This window comes from Maritimibacter sp. 55A14 (assembly GCF_003122205.1).
Taxonomy (GTDB): domain Bacteria; phylum Pseudomonadota; class Alphaproteobacteria; order Rhodobacterales; family Rhodobacteraceae; genus QEYE01.
In genome coordinates this window covers 1-17,839 of sequence record NZ_QEYE01000002.1, presented here as the reverse complement: position 1 = coordinate 17,839, position 17,839 = coordinate 1, and the positions used below count along the sequence as shown (strand labels likewise).

The window sequence follows — 17,839 nt, the reverse complement described above, 5'->3', positions numbered from 1 at the left end:
CTCATTCCGCTGCGCGCAGCGGGGTGGGCGCGGGGGGCGTGTCGCTGTCGCGGGTTTCGGGCTCGATTCGAGCGGGGATCGGCGCGGGGGCTGGCGCCGGGGCCTCGAAGGGGGCCGTGGGCAGGTCGGGCGTTTCGCCCCAGAGGATGAGCGGGCCGCGCAGATGCCGCGTGGCGCGGCCGAGCGCGATGTCACGGGCCACGCGGCTGCGCTGGCCCAGCAGGACCGCCGCCAGACCGCGCGCAGTGCCGTAGGCGCCGGCCGCCGCCCAATAGCGCAGCGCCAGCAGCGAGGGGGTGAAGACCAGGGTCAGCAGTGTCGCGATCCCGAGCCCGAAGACCACGGCGGTGGCGAGCTGTTTCCACCAGAGCGCGGAGGGAGCGTCGATGGTGTAGCCGCCGGCGAAGAAATCGAGCGAGATGCCGAACATCATCGGGGTGAGGCCCGCCATCGTGGTGATCGTGGTCAGCAGGACCGGGCGGATGCGGTCCTCGGCGGTGCGGATGATCGCCTCGCGCCGGGGCATGTGCCGCGCGTAATCCTGATAGGTGTCGATCAGCACGATATTGTTGTTCACCACGATCCCCGCCAGAGCAACGATTCCGGTGCCGGTCATGATGACCGAGAAGGGCTGGTTCATCACCATCATGCCCACCAGCACGCCGGTGGTGGAGAGCACCACCGCCAGAAGCACCAGGACGGCGTTGTAGAAGCTGTTGAACTGCGCCAGCAGGATCACGAACATCAGCCCCAGCGCGCCGATGAAGGCCTTCGACAGGAAGGCCTGGCTTTCGGCCTGTTCCTCTGTGTCACCGGCCCATTCGTAGCTGACCTGGGCGGGCAGGGGCTGTTCGGCCTCGAGCCAATCGGTGAAGGCCGCGATACGTTCATTGGCGTTGACCACGGTCGTGCCGACGCCGCCCTCCGCCAGCGCCCGTTCGAGCACCGCGCGCGTGGTGCCGCCCAGGAGCGCCACCAGTTCCGCCCCGTCGCCGCCGGGCAGGGTCAGGCTTCCGCCTTCGGCGCCGTCCGCCAGCGGGCGGGCCATCGCCAACGGCGCGCCCGCGGCGTCGGAGAGCTTCAGAAGCCCCGGCGCCACATCCGCCTTGACGTCGAAATAGCGGGACTGGTCGACGCGGTTGATCTGCGCCAGTTTTGGCACCGGGGTCCGGGTGATGAAATTAGACAGCGGCACCAGGCCGTTTTCGGTGCGCACTTTAAGCGCGTCGAGGGTGGAGAGGACGCGCTCGGCCTCGGGGAAGCGCACGCGGATGTCGATTTCGTCATCCGAACTGTCGATGCGCATCGTGTCGAGGATCAGCCCGCGGGTAACGAGCTGGACCATTGCCCCCACCGCGGCGACATTGGCGCCGTAGCGTCCGGCCTGTTCCACATCCACGTCGATCTGCCAGTCGATGCCGGGCAGCGGGCGGGTGTCCTCCACGTCGGTCAGCCCCGGTGTGCGATCGAACCGGGCGCGCATGGAAGCGGCGGCCTCCTGGAGTGCCTGCCAGTCGTTGGACTTGAGCCGCAGGTCCACGGGCTTGCCCTGCGCCGGGCCGCGCGCCTGTTCAAGCAGATCGGCCTGAATGCCGGGGATGCGCCTGATATCGGCCAGGATGTCCTGCACGATCAGGTCGCCCTTGCGGCGGGTCTCCCAGTCGGCCAGCTCGATCTGAATCTGGCCGATCGTGTCCAGGGGCGCGGTGGCGCCGCCGTTGTTCTGATTGAGCCCGCCATTCCCGGCGAAGGCGAAGACCGCATCGACGCCCGGCACCGCCATGACCCGCGCCTCGGCCTCGCGCACCAGCGCGTCCTTCTCCTCCAGGCTCAAATTGCCGCGGGCGCGGACATAGGCGATGGCGCGCTCGGTCTCGGTCTCGACGAAGAACTCGGTTCCCAGATTGTTTTCGGCATAGGTCATGAAGGTGATCACGACCCCGGCCGAAACCGCGCCGATCGTTACCAGCGGCATCACCGGGTTGCCGGCGATGAGCGCGATGAACCGGCCGAAAAGCGTGCGCCGGTAGCCCGCCCGGATGCGCCGGGGCTTGCGGTGGATGGTGAGCGCGCCCAACGTCACGGACATGGCCATCAGGCCGCCCAGCATGATCGCCATGCCCGGCAGCATCGCCATCATGCCGGCGGCCCCCGGCGCCACGAGGCCGGGCAGGTAGGCGGGGTTGAGCGCCTGCATCGCGCCGGTCCAGGCGAGCAAGGTCGCGCCCGCGAAAAGCCCCGCGCGCAGCGGCCAGGGCAGGCGGCGCAGCGTATCGGAGATATGGCCAAGGGCTCGCGAGAGCCGCCCCGCCACCCCGCCGATCACCGGCAGGTAGATCAGCGCGACGACCAGCGAAGCGGAGAGCACGAAGATCAGCGTGATCGGCAGCATCGACATGAACTCGCCCGGCACGCCGGGCCAGAAGAGCATCGGCAGGAAGGCGCAGAGCGTGGTCGCGGTGGACGCCACGATGGGCCAGAACATGCGTTTGGCGGCCTCGCCGTAGGCGCGCATCGGGCCGATCCCGCTCTGGATGCGCTTGTCGGCGTATTCGACCACCACGATGGCGCCGTCCACCAGCATGCCCACCGCCAGGATCAGTCCGAACATCACCATGTTGGAGATCGCCACGTCCATCAGCGCGAGGAAGGCGAAGCAGAGCAGGAACGAGGTCGGGATCGCGAAGCCCACCAGCAGCGCCGACCGGGTGCCGAGCGCGCCCAGAACCACGACCATCACCAGCGCGATCGCGGTCAGAACCGAGCCCTGGAGCTGGTTGACCATGTTGCGGACATTGATGCTCTCGTCCATCGAGAAATCGACCTGCACCGCCTGTTGCAGATCCTCCGGCCAGGCCGCCTGCGCGGCGGCCACGCTCTCGCGTATCTCGGCCACCGTGTCGATGATGTTGAAGCCCTTGCGCTTGACCACCTGCAGCGCAATCGTCTTGTCGCCGTTGAACCGCGCGGTGCCCTCGGCGTCGTCGAAGGTCAGCCGTATTTCGGCCAGGTCGCCCAGCGTCACGGTCCGGTCGCCGTTCACCTTCACCGGCAGGTCGTAGACATCCTGCGGCGCGTCGAAGGAGGAGGGGATCTTGACCGAGAAGGCGCCATCGCCGGTGCGCACCTCGCCCGCGGCGATCAACTGGTTGTTGTTGACAACGACATTGATCAGCTCGCTGGCGGTGACGTTGTAGGCTTCGAGCTTCAGCGGGTCGATCAGGACTTCCAGCATTTCCTCGCGGTCGCCGGCAAGCTCGGCTTCAAGCACGGCGGGCAGCGCCTCCAGCCTGTCCTGCAATTCCTTGGCTTCGCGCAGGAGTGTGCGTTCCGACAGATCGCCCGACAGCGCCACCACCAGGATCGGAAACTCGGAGAAATTGATCTCGTCGATCAACGGTTCTTCGTAGCCTTCCGGGAATTCTGACTGGGCCTGATCGACCTTGTCGCGGACCTCGGCCAGGGTGGCGGTCTTGTCCCAGCCGAACTCGAACTCCATGAACACGCCGGCGTAATTCTCCGCCGCGGTGGAGGACATGGTCTTGATCCCGTCGATATCCTGCAACTCCGCCTCGAGGGGACGGATCAGCAGCCGCTCGCTATCCTCGGCGGAGATACCGGGAAACACCACCGTCACCGACAGGGCCGGGATCTGGATATCGGGCTCGCCCTCCTTGGGCAGGGTCAGGAAGGCCGTGGTGCCGACGCCCAGCGACAGCACCACGAAGGCGATGATCATCCGGGCGCGGCCCGTGGCCCAATCCACCAGCCCGGTCATGAGCCGGACTCCCGCCAGGTCACTTCGACGCGGCTGCCTTCGGTGACGTATTCCTGGCCCACCACGATGACCGCCGCGGTGTCGGGCAGTCCGGTCACGAAGATGCCGCTATCGGTGTCGCGGTCCAGCGTCACCGGCGCGAAGCGCACGCGGTCACCCTCGGCGACCAGACGCACGCCCAGATCGCCCGCGTCGTTGAGCGTCAGCGCCGAAGCCGGAAGCTTATGGGCCTTCTGGCCCTCGGTCTGGATGACGATATCCGCAGTCTGGCCGTCGCGGATCGCGAAATCGGCATTGGGCACCTCCATATCGACGCGGAAGGTGCGCGTCGTGGGATCGGCGGAGCGCGACAGGAAGGTGACGCGCCCCTCCACCCGCTCGCCGGTGGCCAGGCGCGCGCCGGCGCGGGCGCCGGTCTCGACCCGCTGGACCTCGGTTTCCGGCACAAAGCCCACCAGCCGGATCGGGTCGAGCTGGATCACCGTGGCGCAGAGCCCGCCCGGTTGCAGCAGCGCGCCGATTTCGGCTGTGTCGGATTCCAGATGTCCGGCGAAAGGCGCGCGGATTTCCAGCCGCTCCAGTTCCAGCCGGGCGCGGTCCACCTGCGCCTGTGCCGATCGGAGGGCGGCGTCGGCGGCCGCCTTGCCGGTCTCGGAGGTGAAGCCGCGTTCCACAAGCTGGCTGGCCGCGCGCTGGTTGATGCGCGCCTCCTCCAGCCGCGCCTCGGCCTCGGCGAGATCGGCCTCGCGCGTGTCCGGGTCGAGATGGCAGAGCAGCTCTCCCTTCTTCACATAGGCACCCTTGCGGCGGGGTTCGGAGACGACCCGCGCGGATGTCTCCGCGCGTACATCGACGAGGCGCAGCGCCTCGGTCCGGCCGCGCAGGGTCACGCCGGTGTCGATCATCTGCGCTTCCGAGCGCAGCGCAACCACCGATACCGCGGGTTCCGGCTCGTCCTTCGGAGCGGCCGTGGCGTCGTCCGCGCTGGTTTGGGTGGCGGGCTCGTCGCCGGCCAGGGCCAGAACCGTATCGCGCTCGATCACCAGGAAATAGAGCGCGGCCATCACAAGCAGGGCGGTCAGAATTGGCAAGACGCGCATGGCAACTCCGGTCGCGCGAAATTGCGCGTTACTGAACAATGTCGTTTAGATAGGACTCTGGCCGGGCCAAAGCAAGATTAATCTGATGCACCGCCGGCGCCCGGCGGCCGCGCGGCAACGCCGTTCCTGCCCTGGTTCCATGGGGTGCCAGGCGCGCTTTGCCCTTGGCATCCGCCGCGGCTTCGCGTTAAGACGGCGCGAAGCGAAACGGAGGGCGGCGCGTGAGCGATACCGACAGTTTCATTGACGAGGTGACCGAGGAAATCCGGCGCGACCGGCTTTACGGCTATCTGCGCCGCTATGGCTGGATCGCGATCGTCGCGGTGCTTTCGGTCGTCGGCGGCGCGGCCTGGAACGAGTACCGCAAGGCGACGGAAACCGCGGCAGCCCAGGCCCTGGGCGACGCGCTGCTGGCTACCGACAGCCCCGCGGCGCTGGCGCAGGTCAGCTCGGCGGACCCCGAAGCCCAGGCGCTGGTCGATTTCGTGCGTGCCGCCGCCCTGGCCGAGGATGGCGAACGTGCGGACGCCGCGGCGCTGCTGCGCGAGGTCTCGACGCGTGACGGGATCGCCCAGGTCTATCGCGATCTGGCGGGGTTCAAGGCGCTGATCCTCGAAGCCCCGGACCTGGCGCCGGAGACGCGGATCGCACAACTCGAGCGTTACGCGCAGCCCGGCGGGCCGTTCCGCGGCCTGGCGCTGGAACAGCAGGCGTTGGCGCAGATCGAGGCGGGCGACCGCGTGGCGGCGGCCGAGACGCTGCGGCGCGTGATGGAGGATGCCGCCACGACGCCGGGCTTGCGTCAGCGCGCCAGTCAGATGATGGTGGCGCTGGGCGAGGATCCGGCGGGTTTGTAACGCTGTGCGAGACCCCCGCGCGGGGCGCACGAGTGACGGTCAGATGTGGGGGGCGGCAGCAGTGAGACAGAGACCCGGTATCGCGGCGGCGGTTCTGTTGCTGGCCCTGGCCGCCTGCGGCGACCGCGACGTGATCCTGCGCGGCGAACGCGAGGAGGTGCGCGCCGGCATCGAAAGCGGCGCGGCGGATGCGCAGGCCGACCGGGCGGCGCCCATCAGCCTGCCCGCGCAGGTCAATCACGCCGCCTGGACGCATCGTAACGGCACGCCCGAGCACCGGATCGACCACCCCGCGCTGCGCCTGCCGCTGGAGCCGGTCTGGAGCGCCTCGATCGGCACCGGCGACACCCGCAAGCATCGCATCACCGCCGCGCCCGTCATCTCTGGCGGGCGGATTTTCACGCTCGATGCGCGGGCATTGGTCACGGCCCATTCCACCGATGGCGCGCGGCTCTGGTCGGTCGATCTGACGCCGCATGCCGACAAGCCCGGCGACGCCTCGGGCGGAGCGCTGACGGTGGCGGGCAACCGGCTCTACGTGACGACGGGGTTCGGCGCGCTCTACGCGCTCGACCCGGCCACCGGCGCGCGCGTATGGGAACAGAAGCTCGACGCCGCGGTCACCGGCAGTGTCACGGTCTCCGAAGGCGTCGTCTATACCGTCTCGCGCGACGGCCGGGCCTGGGCGCTCGATGCAGGCGACGGCCGCATCCGCTGGGAACAGGCCGGCGTGACCCCGCAGGCGGTGGTCACGGGCGGCGCGGGCCCCGCGGTGAGTGACGGGCTGGTGGTCTTCCCCTTCGGCTCGGGCGATGTGGTGACGATGCTCAAGAAGAACGGTATCCGTCTCTGGCAGGCCGGGGTGTCGGGCGGGCGGCTGGGACTCGCGCGGTCCAACATCTCTGACATTACCGGCGATCCGGTGATTGACCGGGGCCGGGTCTATATCGGCAACCAGGCGGGCAAGCTGGTGGCCTTCGACCTGCGCAGCGGCGCGCGGCTCTGGACCGCCGATACCGGCGCGATGGGGCCGGTCTGGCCGGCGGGCGGGTCGCTCTTTGTGCTCTCCGACGCGACGGAATTGCTGCGGCTCGACGCCGGGACCGGCGAGCGCATCTGGGGCGCCGAACTGCCGGGCTTCGTGAAGGCCCGTCGGCGCTCGCGCGTCTGGACGCAGGTCTATACCCATTACGGACCGGTGCTGGCCGGGGGGCGGGTGATCGTGGCCTCCGATGACGGGCTGATCCGCTTCTTCGACCCGCAAAGCGGCGCGCTGACCGGGACGACCGAACTGCGCGGCGGCGCGGCGGCCGCGCCGGTGGTGGTGGGCGGGCGGCTCTATATCGTGTCGGAACGCGGCCAACTGCACGCTTTCCAATAGGGCGCAAACCGTGTAGGCCCCCGCACTGGAATCCACCCCCCAGCGGGCAAGGCAGGTCATGAGCTTCACAGTCGCCATCGTGGGACGGCCCAATGTGGGCAAGTCCACGCTCTTCAATCGCCTCGTCGGCAAGCGTCTGGCACTGGTCGACGACCAGCCCGGCGTGACCCGCGACCTGCGCGAGGGCGAGGCGCGGCTGGCCGACCTGCGTTTCATCGCGGTGGACACGCCGGGGCTGGAGGATGCCAGCGACGAGAGCCTGCCGGGCCGGATGCGGCGGCTGACCGAACGCGCGGTGGACGAGGCCGATCTGTGCCTCTTCATGATCGACGCGCGGGCGGGCGTGGTGGGCGCCGATGAGCTTTTCGCCGGGGTCCTGCGCAAGCGCGCGCGCGAGGTGGTGGTGGTGGCCAACAAGTCGGAGGGGCGCGCGGGCGAGAGCGGTTTTCTGGACGCCTACGGTCTGGGTCTGGGCGAGCCCGTGCGCATTTCCGCCGAGCATGGCGAGGGGCTGGTGGACCTGATCGATCGGCTGCGCGGCCCGGCCGGGGAAGCGGCGGCGCGCGATGAGTTGCCGGAAACCGAGGTGGCGGTGGCCGATGACGGCGCGGCGGAGGGTGATGGCGACGCGCTGGCCGGCGCGCCCGTGCCGACAATGGCGCGCCCGCTCCAGATCGCGGTGATCGGGCGGCCCAATGCGGGCAAGTCGACGCTGATCAACAGAATCCTGGGCGAGGACCGGCTGCTGACCGGACCCGAGGCAGGGATCACGCGCGATGCGATCTCGCTGCGGCTCGACTGGGACGGCACACCGGTGCGTATCTTCGACACCGCCGGTATGCGGCGCAAGGCGCGCATCAACGACCGGCTGGAGAAGATGTCGGTTGCCGACGGGCTGCGCGCGGTGCGTTTCGCCGAGGTCGTGGTGGTGCTGCTCGACGCCGAGAAACCCTTCGAGACGCAGGATCTGCGGATCGCCGACCTGGCCGAACGCGAGGGCCGCGCGGTGGTGATCGCGGTCAACAAATGGGATCTGGAGCCGGCCAAGCAGGCCCGGTTGGCCGAGTTGCGGGCCGAATTCGAGCGACTGCTGCCGCAGCTTCGGGGGGCGCCGCTGGTCACGGTGTCGGCGAAGACGGGCAAAGGGCTCGACCGGCTGCACGCCGCAGTGCTGAAAGCCTATGACATGTGGAACCGCCGGGTCTCGACCGCACGGCTCAACCGCTGGCTGGCCGAGATGATCGAGGCCCATCCGCCACCCGCGCCGGGCGGCCGGCGTATCCGGCTGCGCTACATGACGCAGGTCAAGACGCGCCCGCCCGGCTTCGTGGTGATGTGCTCGCATCCCGAGAACCTGCCGGAGAGCTATACGCGCTACCTGGTGGGCGGGTTGCGCCGGGATTTCGACATGCCGGGCACGCCGATCCGGCTGACCATGCGCAGCCAGTCCGACAAGAACCCCTACAAGGGACGGAAGAAATCCACGCCGTCGCGGCTGCGCAAGCATCTGGGGAAGCCGCCGCTGGACAGGTAACCGCCTGCGGCGGCGCCGGCAGGGCTACGGCGCCGCGATTCTGAGCGGCTGATGATCCAGCGAGGAAACGTTGCCGCCCAGCCTGCGCCGGACCTTGTTGCCAAGTCCTGAACGCCCGAGATCGAAATGGTGAGGATGGCCCTGCGCTCGCTGGCAAGTCCGGGACGAGCCGCGCGGGGGCCATCCACACCATCAACAGCGCCCCGGCACCCCCAACCTTGAAAACACTGATGACTTTCACGCCGATTCGCTCAAATCGTATGACGGCTTGGCGGACCCCTGTATGCACGCGCTCAACGCACGTCTCATCCCGATCCTCGCAAGTCACATCGGCGATCAGAATGTACTGAGCCAGGCCTTGGCCGCCGCGCGCCAGGCGGCCAGCCCCGAACAAAAGTCTTCGCCCCTCACCCGCTGTGGGTCTCTGGGCGACGGGCCGATAGCCAAGCTCATCCAGGATCGGAAAGCCGTGGCGACAGGGCAGATCCGCCATGCACCCCTGGCGTTTGCCGCGCCTCAGTAGATCGCCGTGCCCCGGCCGCCGCCTTCGACGCTCCAGCCGCGATACATGCCCTCGCAATTGAACGGTGCGGCAATGGTCCCGTCGCGGTCGATGGCGACGAGGCCGCCGGAGCCATTCCAGGCCGTCAGGTCCGCCAGGATCACCGCCTCGGCAGCGCGTGTCAGGTCCATCCCGCCAAGGCGCATCCTTGCATCGATCTCGTGCGCCACGGACAAACGCAGAAAAACCTCTCCGTCGCCGGTGGCCGAGACCGCGCAGGTCGCGTTGTCGGCGAAAGTACCCGCGCCGATCACCGGGCTGTCGCCGACACGGCCAGGCAGTTTCGCCGTCATGCCGCCGGTCGAGGTCGCCGCGGCGAGGTTGCCATGGCGGTCGCGCGCCACCGCACCGACGGTGCCGTGGCGCCGCGCCGGATCGTCGTCGAGCGTTCCGGCCTCCTCCATCTTCAGCGTCTCCTGAAGAGTATCCCAGCGCTCCTGCGTGAAGAAGTATTCCGCCGTTCGGAACTCCAGACCGGCCGCGCGCGACACGGCCAGTGCCCCTTCGCCGATCATCAGCACATGGTCCGTGCACTCCATCACGGCGCGAGCCGCGAGAACCGGGTTCTTCGGTCCGAAAATCCCGGCCACCGCACCCGCGCGCCGGTCGCGACCGTCCATCAGCGCGGCGTCCATTTCATGCTGGCCCTCTCGGGTGAAGACCGCGCCGCGCCCGGCGTTGAAGAGCGGTTCGTCCTCGAGCCCGCAAACCGCCGCCGTCACCGCGTCGAGAGCATCTCCATCCCGCGCCAGAACCGCCTCACCCGCGTCCAGAACACGGGCCAGTGCGGCGTGACAGGCCGCCTCGCGTTCGGGGGTTGTTCGGCTCTGCGGCATGACGCCGGCCCCGCCGTGGATCGCGAGACTGAAACCGCGGATCATGTGCGTCCCCCCTGATTGATTGCTGCCTGAAGTTTCGTCCGCGTCTGTCAGCACCGAGGGCCGCCGCCCCAGTGTCGCCGCAAAAATATGTGACGCATTGGCATCGTGACGTCAAATCAATGCGTGAGACCCTGTAAATCCTATGGCCAAATGCTACATTGACACGCAACATGTAGCCCGAAGACGGGAACGGAGCGCAGTATATGAACATGCCGGTTAAAGTTATCCCCAAGGGCCCCCTGGTTGCGATAGGTGGGGCAGAGGACAAGACCTCCCGCGCGGAGATCCTGCGCCGCCTCGTGGCGCTGTCGGGGAAGGAGCGGCCGGTCGTCGGCATCATCACGACCGCGAGCAGCATTCCCGACGAGGTGTTCGGGGCCTATCAGACCGCTTTTGACGAGATCGGTTCGGGCGAGATCCTCGATATCCGGGTCCGCGAACGCAAGGACGCGGCGGCAGACGACGTTGTCGAAATGATCCGCCGCGCGGATGTGATCTTCATCTCCGGCGGCGACCAGATGCGCCTGACGAACGTTCTGGGCGGCTCGCGCGCACTTCAGGCGATCCGGGAGCGGCACGCCGAAGGCGCGGTGGTCGCGGGGACCAGCGCCGGTGCGGCCTGCCAGTCACAGACGATGGTCTATGGCGGCCCGGCCGACGACTCGTTGCGCAAGGGGGCGGTGAAGATGGCCGCGGGCTTTGGATTGGTGCAAGGCGTCATCATTGACACCCATTTCCTGGAGCGCGGCCGATTCTCGCGCCTGATGGAAGTCGGCGCCACCAATCCGGAATACGTTGGCGTGGGCCTGGGCGAGGATGCGGCCGTCCTGTTCGAGGGCGATTTGATGCTCGCCTTTGGCCCCGGTCACGTGATCATCGTTGACAGTTCGCAGATAACCGGGTCCAATGTTTCAGATCTAGCAGACGGTGAGGCGGTAAGCGTCCACGACGTCATCATGCATGCACTGGTCGATGGCTATGGATACAGCCTGACAGACCGGCGGGTCCTGGGACCCGAAGAGCTCAGGGCCAAGAACCTGGAGCATAGGATTGCGTATTCTTGAACATCGCGCCCTGCGCGGCCCCAATTACTACAGCCGCTACCAAGCGATTTTTTTGCGGCTCGACATCGAGGAACTGGAAGACAGACCGAGCGACAAGGTGCCGGGGATCGTCGACAGACTTCAGTCCCTGATCCCCAGCATTCACGACCACCGCTGTTCGGTCGGTGAACCGGGCGGTTTCCTGGTGCGTGTCCGGCACGGTACCTGGGCGGGCCACATGGTCGAGCATGTGGCCATCGAATTGCAGAACCTGATCGGATTTTCCGTCGGATACGGCAAGTGCGTCGACAGCTACGAACCCGGCATCTACAACATCATCTACCGCTACCGGGACGAGGCGAGCGGCCTCGCGGCGGGGGAGGCTGCGGTCGAAATCGTCCAGAAGCTCTATGATGGCGAAGAGGTCGCGCTCGGCCCCATCATCGACCATCTGAAGAAAGTGCGCGACGCCAACGCGCTGGGCCCATCGACCGGGTCGATCGTCAACGCCGCGAAGGCGCGCAACATTCCGTGGTACAATCTGACCGAGGGGACGAGCTATACCCAGCTTGGCCACGGCATCAAGCAGCGCCGGTTCCAAGCCACGGTGACGGACGCGTCGGGCATCATCGGGCATTCCATCGCCGACGACAAGGAATGGACCAAGCAGGTGCTCGAGGATGCCGGCGTGCCGGTTCCGCGCGGGCAGATATGCCATTCCTACGAGGACGCGCAGGCCGCGGCCGACTGGATCGGCTGGCCGGTGGTGACCAAGCCTCTGTCGGGCAATCACGGCCGTGGCGTTTCCACCGACATTGCCAGCGCCGAGGACCTTAAGGCCGGCTTCGATGCCGCGCTGGCCCGCGTGCGCGACGATTCAGGGGCGGTGATTGTCGAAAGCTGCATCAAGGGCGAGGATCACCGGATTCTGGTGATCGGCGGCAAACTCGTCGCGGCGGCGCGCCGCCGTCCGGCCCATGTCATCGGCGACGGCAGGCACACGGTGCAGGAACTCATAGATATCGAGAATTCCGATCCCCGCCGCGGTGTCGGCCATGAGAACCTGCTGACGCAGATACATGTCGACGAGCAAACCCTGCGGTTGCTCGATCAGGCGGGCCATACGCTCGAGACCGTGTTGCCCAAGGGCGAAATCGCATTCCTGAAATCGACCGCCAACATCTCCACCGGCGGCACGGCGACCGATCTCACAGACGAGGTGCACCCGAAGGTCAAGTTCACCATGGAGCGGATAGGGCGGCTTGTCGGGCTCGACGTGATCGGCATCGACCTTCTTGCCGAAACCCTCTCCGTTCCGCTGGACCAGCAATCGGCCGGTGTGGTCGAGGTCAATGCGGGGCCGGGCTTCCGGATGCATATGGCTCCCACCCACGGCACGCCCCGCCCGGTGGGCGAGCATGTGGTCGAAATGCTGTTCCCGGATCCGACCGACAATGGCAGGATCCCGATCACCGCGATCACCGGGACAAACGGCAAGACGACGACCACCCGGCTGACCACGCATATCCTGCGGCAGGCGGGCAACTCGGTCGGCATGGGTTGCACCGGGACAGTTGAAATCGACAGCCACGTGATCTTGCGCGGCGACTATTCCGGCCCGGCGGCGGCGCAGACGGTGCTGCGCGAGCCGACAGTCGAACATGCCGTGCTCGAGGTTGCCCGCGGCGGGATCATGCGCCGGGGACTCGGCTTCGACGAATGCGACGTGGGCGTGCTGCTCAACATCGCCTCCGACCATCTTGGGGAACGCGATATCCACACGCTCGAGGAGCTTGCCCGTTGCAAGACCGTGGTCGTAGATGCCGTGCGCAAGGAGGGCGGCTATTGTGTCCTCAACGCCGACGACCCGATGGTGATGGAATACGGTACTTACTGGGCGCGGGGCGAGATCATCTATTTCACGATGAACCCCGACAACCCGGCGCTGAAGGAACATCTGGCCAATCTCGGCATGCTGCTGACCGTCAAGCATGGCAAGATCGTGCTTCTGCGCGGCAAGGTCACGGTCGAGATCGTCGAGGTCAACGACGTGCCCATCGCATTCGAGGGCCATGCTCCGTTCAACGTGCAGAACGCTATGGCCGCGGCCGCCGCGGCCATCGCCCTCGGGGTCGAGATGGACCACATCCGGGCCGGGCTGCTGACGTTTCACCCGACGCCGGCGCAGATGCCGGGGCGCACGAACTATTTCGAGGCCGACGGTGTGAAATGCCTGATCGACTACGGCCACAACGTGCCCGCCTTGCAGGCGCTCGAACCTCTCGTCAAGGGGCTGGCCACGAAGCGGAAAATCGGCGTCGCGACCGCGCCGGGCAACCGCCGGGACGAAGACCTGTCGGCGCTCGGCGAACAGCTTGCCGGGATGTGCGACCTGCTCTTCATCTACGAAACGGATTCGCGCGGACGCGAGACGGGGGAAACTGCGAAGCTGATCCGTGACGGCGCGGTGGGGGCCGGCGGCGCCACGCGCGTCGAGACGATCCTCAGCGAACATGAGGCCGTGGCGAAGGCCATCGGCGATGCGAAGCCGGGCGATTTCCTGTTGCTTCTTGTCGACGACATCGAAGGCACGACCGAACGCCTCAAGGGGCGGAGCTTTCCGACCCAGGCGGAACTCGCGCAGGCCTGACATCTCAGCAAACGCGCATGTTGGGGGCGGAACCCTATGGCCGTCCACCGCGTTAACGCTTTGACAGGGAGAAGAAAAACAATGACCAGGAACGTATTCGTCATCGGTCTTAACGACATGAACGCAGAGCGCCTGAAGCGTCTGCGCGGCGTAGAAGATGTCGTGTTCCACCAGCTTCTGACTCCGGCGCAGGTGTCCGAGACGCAGGATTTCGATATCCCCGCGATGCTGATGGAGGCCGAAGCGAAGCTCGACGCCTTCGACGGCTCTATCGACGCCATCGTCGGCTATATCGACTTTCCCGTTTCCACGATGCTGCCGCTGCTGTGCAAGAAATACGGAACCCGCAACGCGTCCCTGGAAAGCCTGTTGAAATGCGAGCACAAGTATTGGTCGCGCAAGGCAATGGCCGAGGTCATCCCCGAGCACACGCCGAACTTCACCGCCTTCGACCCGTTCGACGACAATGCCCTGTCCAGGATCGGCGAGGCCGATCTGCGCTTTCCCTTTTTCGTGAAGCCGATCAAGTCTTCGGGTTCGCGGCTGGGCTTTCGCATCGACAGCCCCGAGGATTTCGACTACGCGACGGAAAAGCTGCGCGCCGAGATCGGCCAGATTTCCGAGCCGTTCAACTATGTCCTGGATCAGGCCGACCTGCCCGACGACATCAAGGCGGTGGAAGGGCATTACTGCATGGCCGAGCAGGTCATCGGCGGGCGCCAATGCACGGTCGAGGGATATGTCCATGACGGCGATGTCGTCCCCTATGGCACGGTGGATTCGATTCGATATCCACAGGTTCTGAGCTTTTTCTACTATCTCTACCCCTCGACTCTGCCACGCCGCGTGCAGGAAACCATGTGGGAGGTCACCCGCAAGGTGATGAGCCATATCGGCTACGACAATGCCGGCTTCAATGTCGAGTATTACTGGGACGAGGTGCAGAACAGGATCTGGCTGCTGGAGATCAACACCCGCATCGCGCAGTCGCATTGCGATCTGTTTGAAATGGTCGATGGCGTCAGCCATCAGCAGGTTACGGTCGATCTGGGCCTCGGGCGCAAGCCGGACATGCCGCAGGGCGAAGGCACCGACAACGTTGCGGCGGAGTTTTTCTACAGGGTCTTTTTCAACGATGCGACCGTCGCTCGCGTCCCGTCCCGCGCCGAGATCGAGGTGGCGGCGGAGCAGGTCGAGGGTACGCGCATCGTCTCCTACGTTTCGAAGAACACGCAACTCTCCGATCTGCCCGAGCAGGATGCCTACAGCTACGCGGTGGCCTCTGTCTGGATGGGGGCGAAAAAGCAGTCGAAACTTCTGTGGAACTACGAACAGGTGATGAAGAAGCTCAATTACGAGTTCACCGATATCGTCGAATAGTGGCGCGAAGACGCTGGACTTTCAGCGGTCCGCCAGCGATAACCGGCAGTCGAAAACGGCCCCGGATCACTTCGAGTTCTCCATGAATATCGACAGCCAACTTCCTATTTCCGTGCGGGAAATCGAGCACGTGGAGATCGCGATGCCCGATGGTGTGCGGGTCGCGGCACGAATATGGGTGCCCGAGGACGCCGAAGCGCGGCCGGTCCCGGCGATCCTCGAATACATCCCCTACCGCAAGAACGACAAGACGCTGGAGCGCGATCATGCCCGTGCCCCTTGGCTCGCGGCACAGGGTTACGCCTATGTCCGCGTCGACCTTCGCGGCACCGGCGAATCCGAAGGCGTGATGACCGACGAATACACCGAGATCGAGTTGCAGGACGGTTGCGACGTGATCGCCTGGATCGCCGATCAGGCATGGTGCGATGGCGGGGTCGGGATCGTCGGCATTTCCTGGGGCGGGTTCAACGGATTGCAGATCGCGGCGCTGCGTCCGCCCGCGCTGAAAGCCGTCGTGACAATCTGTTCGACCGACGACCGATATGCCGACGACATTCACTACATGGGGGGCACGCTGCTTTGCGATCAACTCTCCTGGGCGTCGGTGATGTTCGGCATCAACAGCCTGCCGCCCGATCCCGTGCATGTGGGCGACCGCTGGCGCGAGATGTGGGAGGCGCGGCTCGACGGGTCCGGGCTGTGGCTGAAGACGTGGCTGGAGCATCAGACGCGGGACGCATTCTGGAAACACGGTTCGGTCAGCGAAGACTACTCGGATATCGAGGTTCCGGTCTACGCGGTCAGCGGCTGGGCCGATGGCTATTGCAGGTCGGTGTTCCGGCTGGTTGAAAACCTCAAGAGCCCCGTCAAGGGCCTCATTGGTCCCTGGGCGCACAGATATCCGTATCTGGGCGCGCCGGGTCCGGCCATCGACTGGCTGACCGAGGAGACGCGCTGGTGGGATCAGTGGCTCAAGGGACGGGACACCGGGATAATGGACGAGCCGCCGTTGCGGCTCTTTCTTCAGGACCATGCCGAACCGCGCAGCCACTATGACAGCCGCGAGGGGCGCTGGATTACCGAACCGGCCTGGCCTTCCCCCAATATCACGCGCAAGGCCCTTGCGCTTGGGGCCGACGGCGGGCTGGGAGGCGAGCCGGCGGACCCGGCGGCCAGCCTTGCGATCAGATCCCCGCTCTGGGTCGGGGTGCAGGGGGGCAAATGGTGTTCCTATGCGCATCCCGGCGACCAGCCGGGCGATCAGCGCCGTGACGATGCCGGCAGCCTTGTCTTCGAGACCGCGCCGCTTGATGCGGATCTGGACATTGCGGGCGATGCCCGACTGCGCCTTGCGATCCGGTCAGACCGTCCGGTTGCCCAGATTGCCGCGCGGCTTTCGGATGTTGCGCCGGACGGTGCCGCGACACGGGTCAGCTACGGGTTGCTGAACCTGACCCACCGGGACAGTCATGAGCATCCCGAGCCGCTTGAGCCGGGGCGCGACTATGTGGTGGAGGTGCCATTCAAGCATGTGGCGCAGACCTTCCGCGCCGGGCACCGGATTCGCCTGGCGCTTTCGACCAGCTATTTCCCGCTGGCCTGGCCGACGCCGGAGCCCGTCACCCTGACGGTACTGCCGGGGCGCTCGCAACTCGACCTGCCGGTCCGCGCGGCCGGTGATCGGGACGTTCCCGCCTTCGGTCCGCCGCGCGCGGGGCAGCCGCTCGACATGAGCTTCGAGGTGGCGCCGCAGGCGGAGTGGGTCGTGGAAGAGGACCGCGACACCGGCCGCACGACCGTCATCGTCCGCGATCACGAAGGCGGCGCGGTGATCAAGGCGCACGAATTCTATCATTCCGCCGAGGGCCGCGAACGCTATTCCATCCTGCCGGACGATCCGGCATCCGCCGAGGGTGAGGCCTGCTGGACGCACGAGATGCGCCGCAACGGATGGTCTGTCAAGACCGTCACGACCACGCGCCTGACGGGTGATGCGCGCAGCTTTCACATCGCCGCCCGGCTTCAAGCCTGGGAGGGTGAGACGCTGGTCCGGGACCAGGATTGGGACGTCTCGATCCCGCGCAACCTTGTTTAACCGTCCACCCTCCATCCAACGGTGACAACGGCATGGACGGTCATATCGGAGGTACTTGTCCCGAGGCGGGCAGGAAACTGGCCGTTGGTTGAACCATCGGGCGGAGAACTCTCACCTTCCGCTCCGAAGGCGGGAAAGGGCGATGCAGCGGTTTCGGCGCATTCGAAATCCTGAGATGTTGCCTCCGTTCATGCCTCTGTCACGAACCGCTTCAACTCCGACCGCAACCTGACCTCGCGCGCCATCTTCAAGAAGAACCGCGCCGCCGCTCTCGCCGAGTGGCGAGGTCTGGGCGCGGCATAAGGGACCGTCTTCCTGCCCTTGACGAGACTGGTTAGAATCTGTCCGACAGCACCAGTTGTGGTTTCTCACGTAATTGGCTGCGGCCGCTGACCTGCCCCTTTTTTCAGGGCCACTCGTAAGTCGAGCTTGTTCCCCTTTTGTGTGTCATCATTCGGCGGCATGAGCAATGGGCGCAGGCGCGGAGCCATCAGGTAGCTCAAGCGGCTGCGCCCATTGCGTCTTGTCGAAGGGGCGCGCGGCTGCGAACTCCTCCGGGGTCTGATACTTCAGGC

At 66.5% G+C, this 17,839-nt stretch carries 10 protein-coding genes and 2 pseudogenes; 9 read left to right on the top strand and 3 right to left on the bottom strand.

The genetic code is table 11. From position 1 onward, the window contains the following. Nucleotide 1 precedes the first annotated feature (1 nt). Both DDZ14_RS01675 and DDZ14_RS01670 read right to left on the bottom strand, forming a co-directional pair. Complete coding sequence (locus DDZ14_RS01675) at nt 2-3,778, bottom strand: efflux RND transporter permease subunit (RefSeq protein ID WP_109423217.1); 3,777 nt, start codon at nt 3,776-3,778, stop codon at nt 2-4. Beyond that, nucleotides 3,775-4,878, bottom strand: a complete 1,104-nt coding sequence (locus DDZ14_RS01670; protein WP_109423216.1) for an efflux RND transporter periplasmic adaptor subunit — start codon at nt 4,876-4,878, stop codon at nt 3,775-3,777. The genes DDZ14_RS01675 and DDZ14_RS01670 overlap by 4 nt, the downstream gene beginning before the upstream one ends. A gap of 221 nt (nt 4,879-5,099) precedes the next feature. Between DDZ14_RS01670 and DDZ14_RS01665 the strand changes: the two genes are divergently transcribed. The 4 genes and pseudogenes from DDZ14_RS01665 to DDZ14_RS20200 form a co-directional block, all read left to right on the top strand. Then, nucleotides 5,100-5,735, top strand: coding sequence for a hypothetical protein (locus DDZ14_RS01665; protein ID WP_109423215.1), 636 nt, complete (start codon nt 5,100-5,102; stop codon nt 5,733-5,735). Nucleotides 5,736-5,796: 61 nt separating this feature from the next. Continuing rightward, the gene (locus tag DDZ14_RS01660; protein WP_233252436.1) at nt 5,797-7,116 is read left to right on the top strand and encodes a PQQ-binding-like beta-propeller repeat protein; all 1,320 of its coding nucleotides are present in this window, start codon (nt 5,797-5,799) and stop codon (nt 7,114-7,116) included. Nucleotides 7,117-7,174: 58 nt separating this feature from the next. Next, a complete protein-coding gene (der, locus tag DDZ14_RS01655; RefSeq protein ID WP_109423213.1) occupies nt 7,175-8,650 on the top strand; it encodes a ribosome biogenesis GTPase Der in 1,476 nt (491 codons plus the stop codon). 220 nt (nt 8,651-8,870) lie between these two features. After that, nucleotides 8,871-9,173: pseudogene (locus DDZ14_RS20200) on the top strand (DUF2783 domain-containing protein); the annotation flags it as partial. On the opposite strand, the gene DDZ14_RS01645 reads toward DDZ14_RS20200, so the two are convergent. Next, nucleotides 9,167-10,093, bottom strand: a complete 927-nt coding sequence (locus tag DDZ14_RS01645; protein WP_109423212.1) for an isoaspartyl peptidase/L-asparaginase family protein — start codon at nt 10,091-10,093, stop codon at nt 9,167-9,169. The pseudogene DDZ14_RS20200 and the gene DDZ14_RS01645 sit on opposite strands and share 7 nt — an antisense overlap. Nucleotides 10,094-10,296: 203 nt before the next feature. Here DDZ14_RS01645 and DDZ14_RS01640 point away from each other — a divergent pair, with 203 nt between their 5' ends. The 5 genes and pseudogenes from DDZ14_RS01640 to DDZ14_RS19925 all read left to right on the top strand — a co-directional run. Next, complete coding sequence (locus DDZ14_RS01640; RefSeq protein WP_109423211.1) at nt 10,297-11,157, top strand: cyanophycinase; 861 nt, start codon at nt 10,297-10,299, stop codon at nt 11,155-11,157. Continuing rightward, nucleotides 11,144-13,786, top strand: coding sequence for a cyanophycin synthetase (cphA, locus tag DDZ14_RS01635; RefSeq protein ID WP_109423210.1), 2,643 nt, complete (start codon nt 11,144-11,146; stop codon nt 13,784-13,786). The genes DDZ14_RS01640 and cphA overlap by 14 nt, the downstream gene beginning before the upstream one ends. An 81-nt stretch (nt 13,787-13,867) precedes the next feature. Continuing rightward, nucleotides 13,868-15,166 carry an acetyl-CoA carboxylase biotin carboxylase subunit family protein gene (locus DDZ14_RS01630; RefSeq protein ID WP_109423209.1) on the top strand — a complete coding sequence of 433 codons (1,299 nt, stop codon included), beginning with the start codon at nt 13,868-13,870 and terminating at the stop codon, nt 15,164-15,166. An 82-nt stretch (nt 15,167-15,248) separates the two neighbouring features. Further along, nucleotides 15,249-17,264 carry a CocE/NonD family hydrolase gene (locus DDZ14_RS01625; RefSeq protein ID WP_109423208.1) on the top strand — a complete coding sequence of 672 codons (2,016 nt, stop codon included), beginning with the start codon at nt 15,249-15,251 and terminating at the stop codon, nt 17,262-17,264. A 70-nt stretch (nt 17,265-17,334) separates the two neighbouring features. Further along, nucleotides 17,335-17,567 (top strand): annotated as a pseudogene (locus DDZ14_RS19925) (IS6 family transposase); the annotation flags it as partial. Nucleotides 17,568-17,839 lie beyond the last annotated feature (272 nt).

What these genes read in the sequence shown, in the direction of transcription:
- DDZ14_RS01675 (WP_109423217.1), bottom strand. Translation starts at nt 3,778, where the DNA reads ATGACCGGGCTGGTGGATTGGGCCACGGGCCGCGCCCGGATGATCATC.
- DDZ14_RS01670 (WP_109423216.1), bottom strand. Translation starts at nt 4,878, where the DNA reads ATGCGCGTCTTGCCAATTCTGACCGCCCTGCTTGTGATGGCCGCGCTC.
- der (WP_109423213.1), top strand. Translation starts at nt 7,175, where the DNA reads ATGAGCTTCACAGTCGCCATCGTGGGACGGCCCAATGTGGGCAAGTCC.
- DDZ14_RS01645 (WP_109423212.1), bottom strand. Translation starts at nt 10,093, where the DNA reads ATGATCCGCGGTTTCAGTCTCGCGATCCACGGCGGGGCCGGCGTCATG.
- DDZ14_RS01640 (WP_109423211.1), top strand. Translation starts at nt 10,297, where the DNA reads ATGAACATGCCGGTTAAAGTTATCCCCAAGGGCCCCCTGGTTGCGATA.
- DDZ14_RS01630 (WP_109423209.1), top strand. Translation starts at nt 13,868, where the DNA reads ATGACCAGGAACGTATTCGTCATCGGTCTTAACGACATGAACGCAGAG.
- DDZ14_RS01625 (WP_109423208.1), top strand. Translation starts at nt 15,249, where the DNA reads ATGAATATCGACAGCCAACTTCCTATTTCCGTGCGGGAAATCGAGCAC.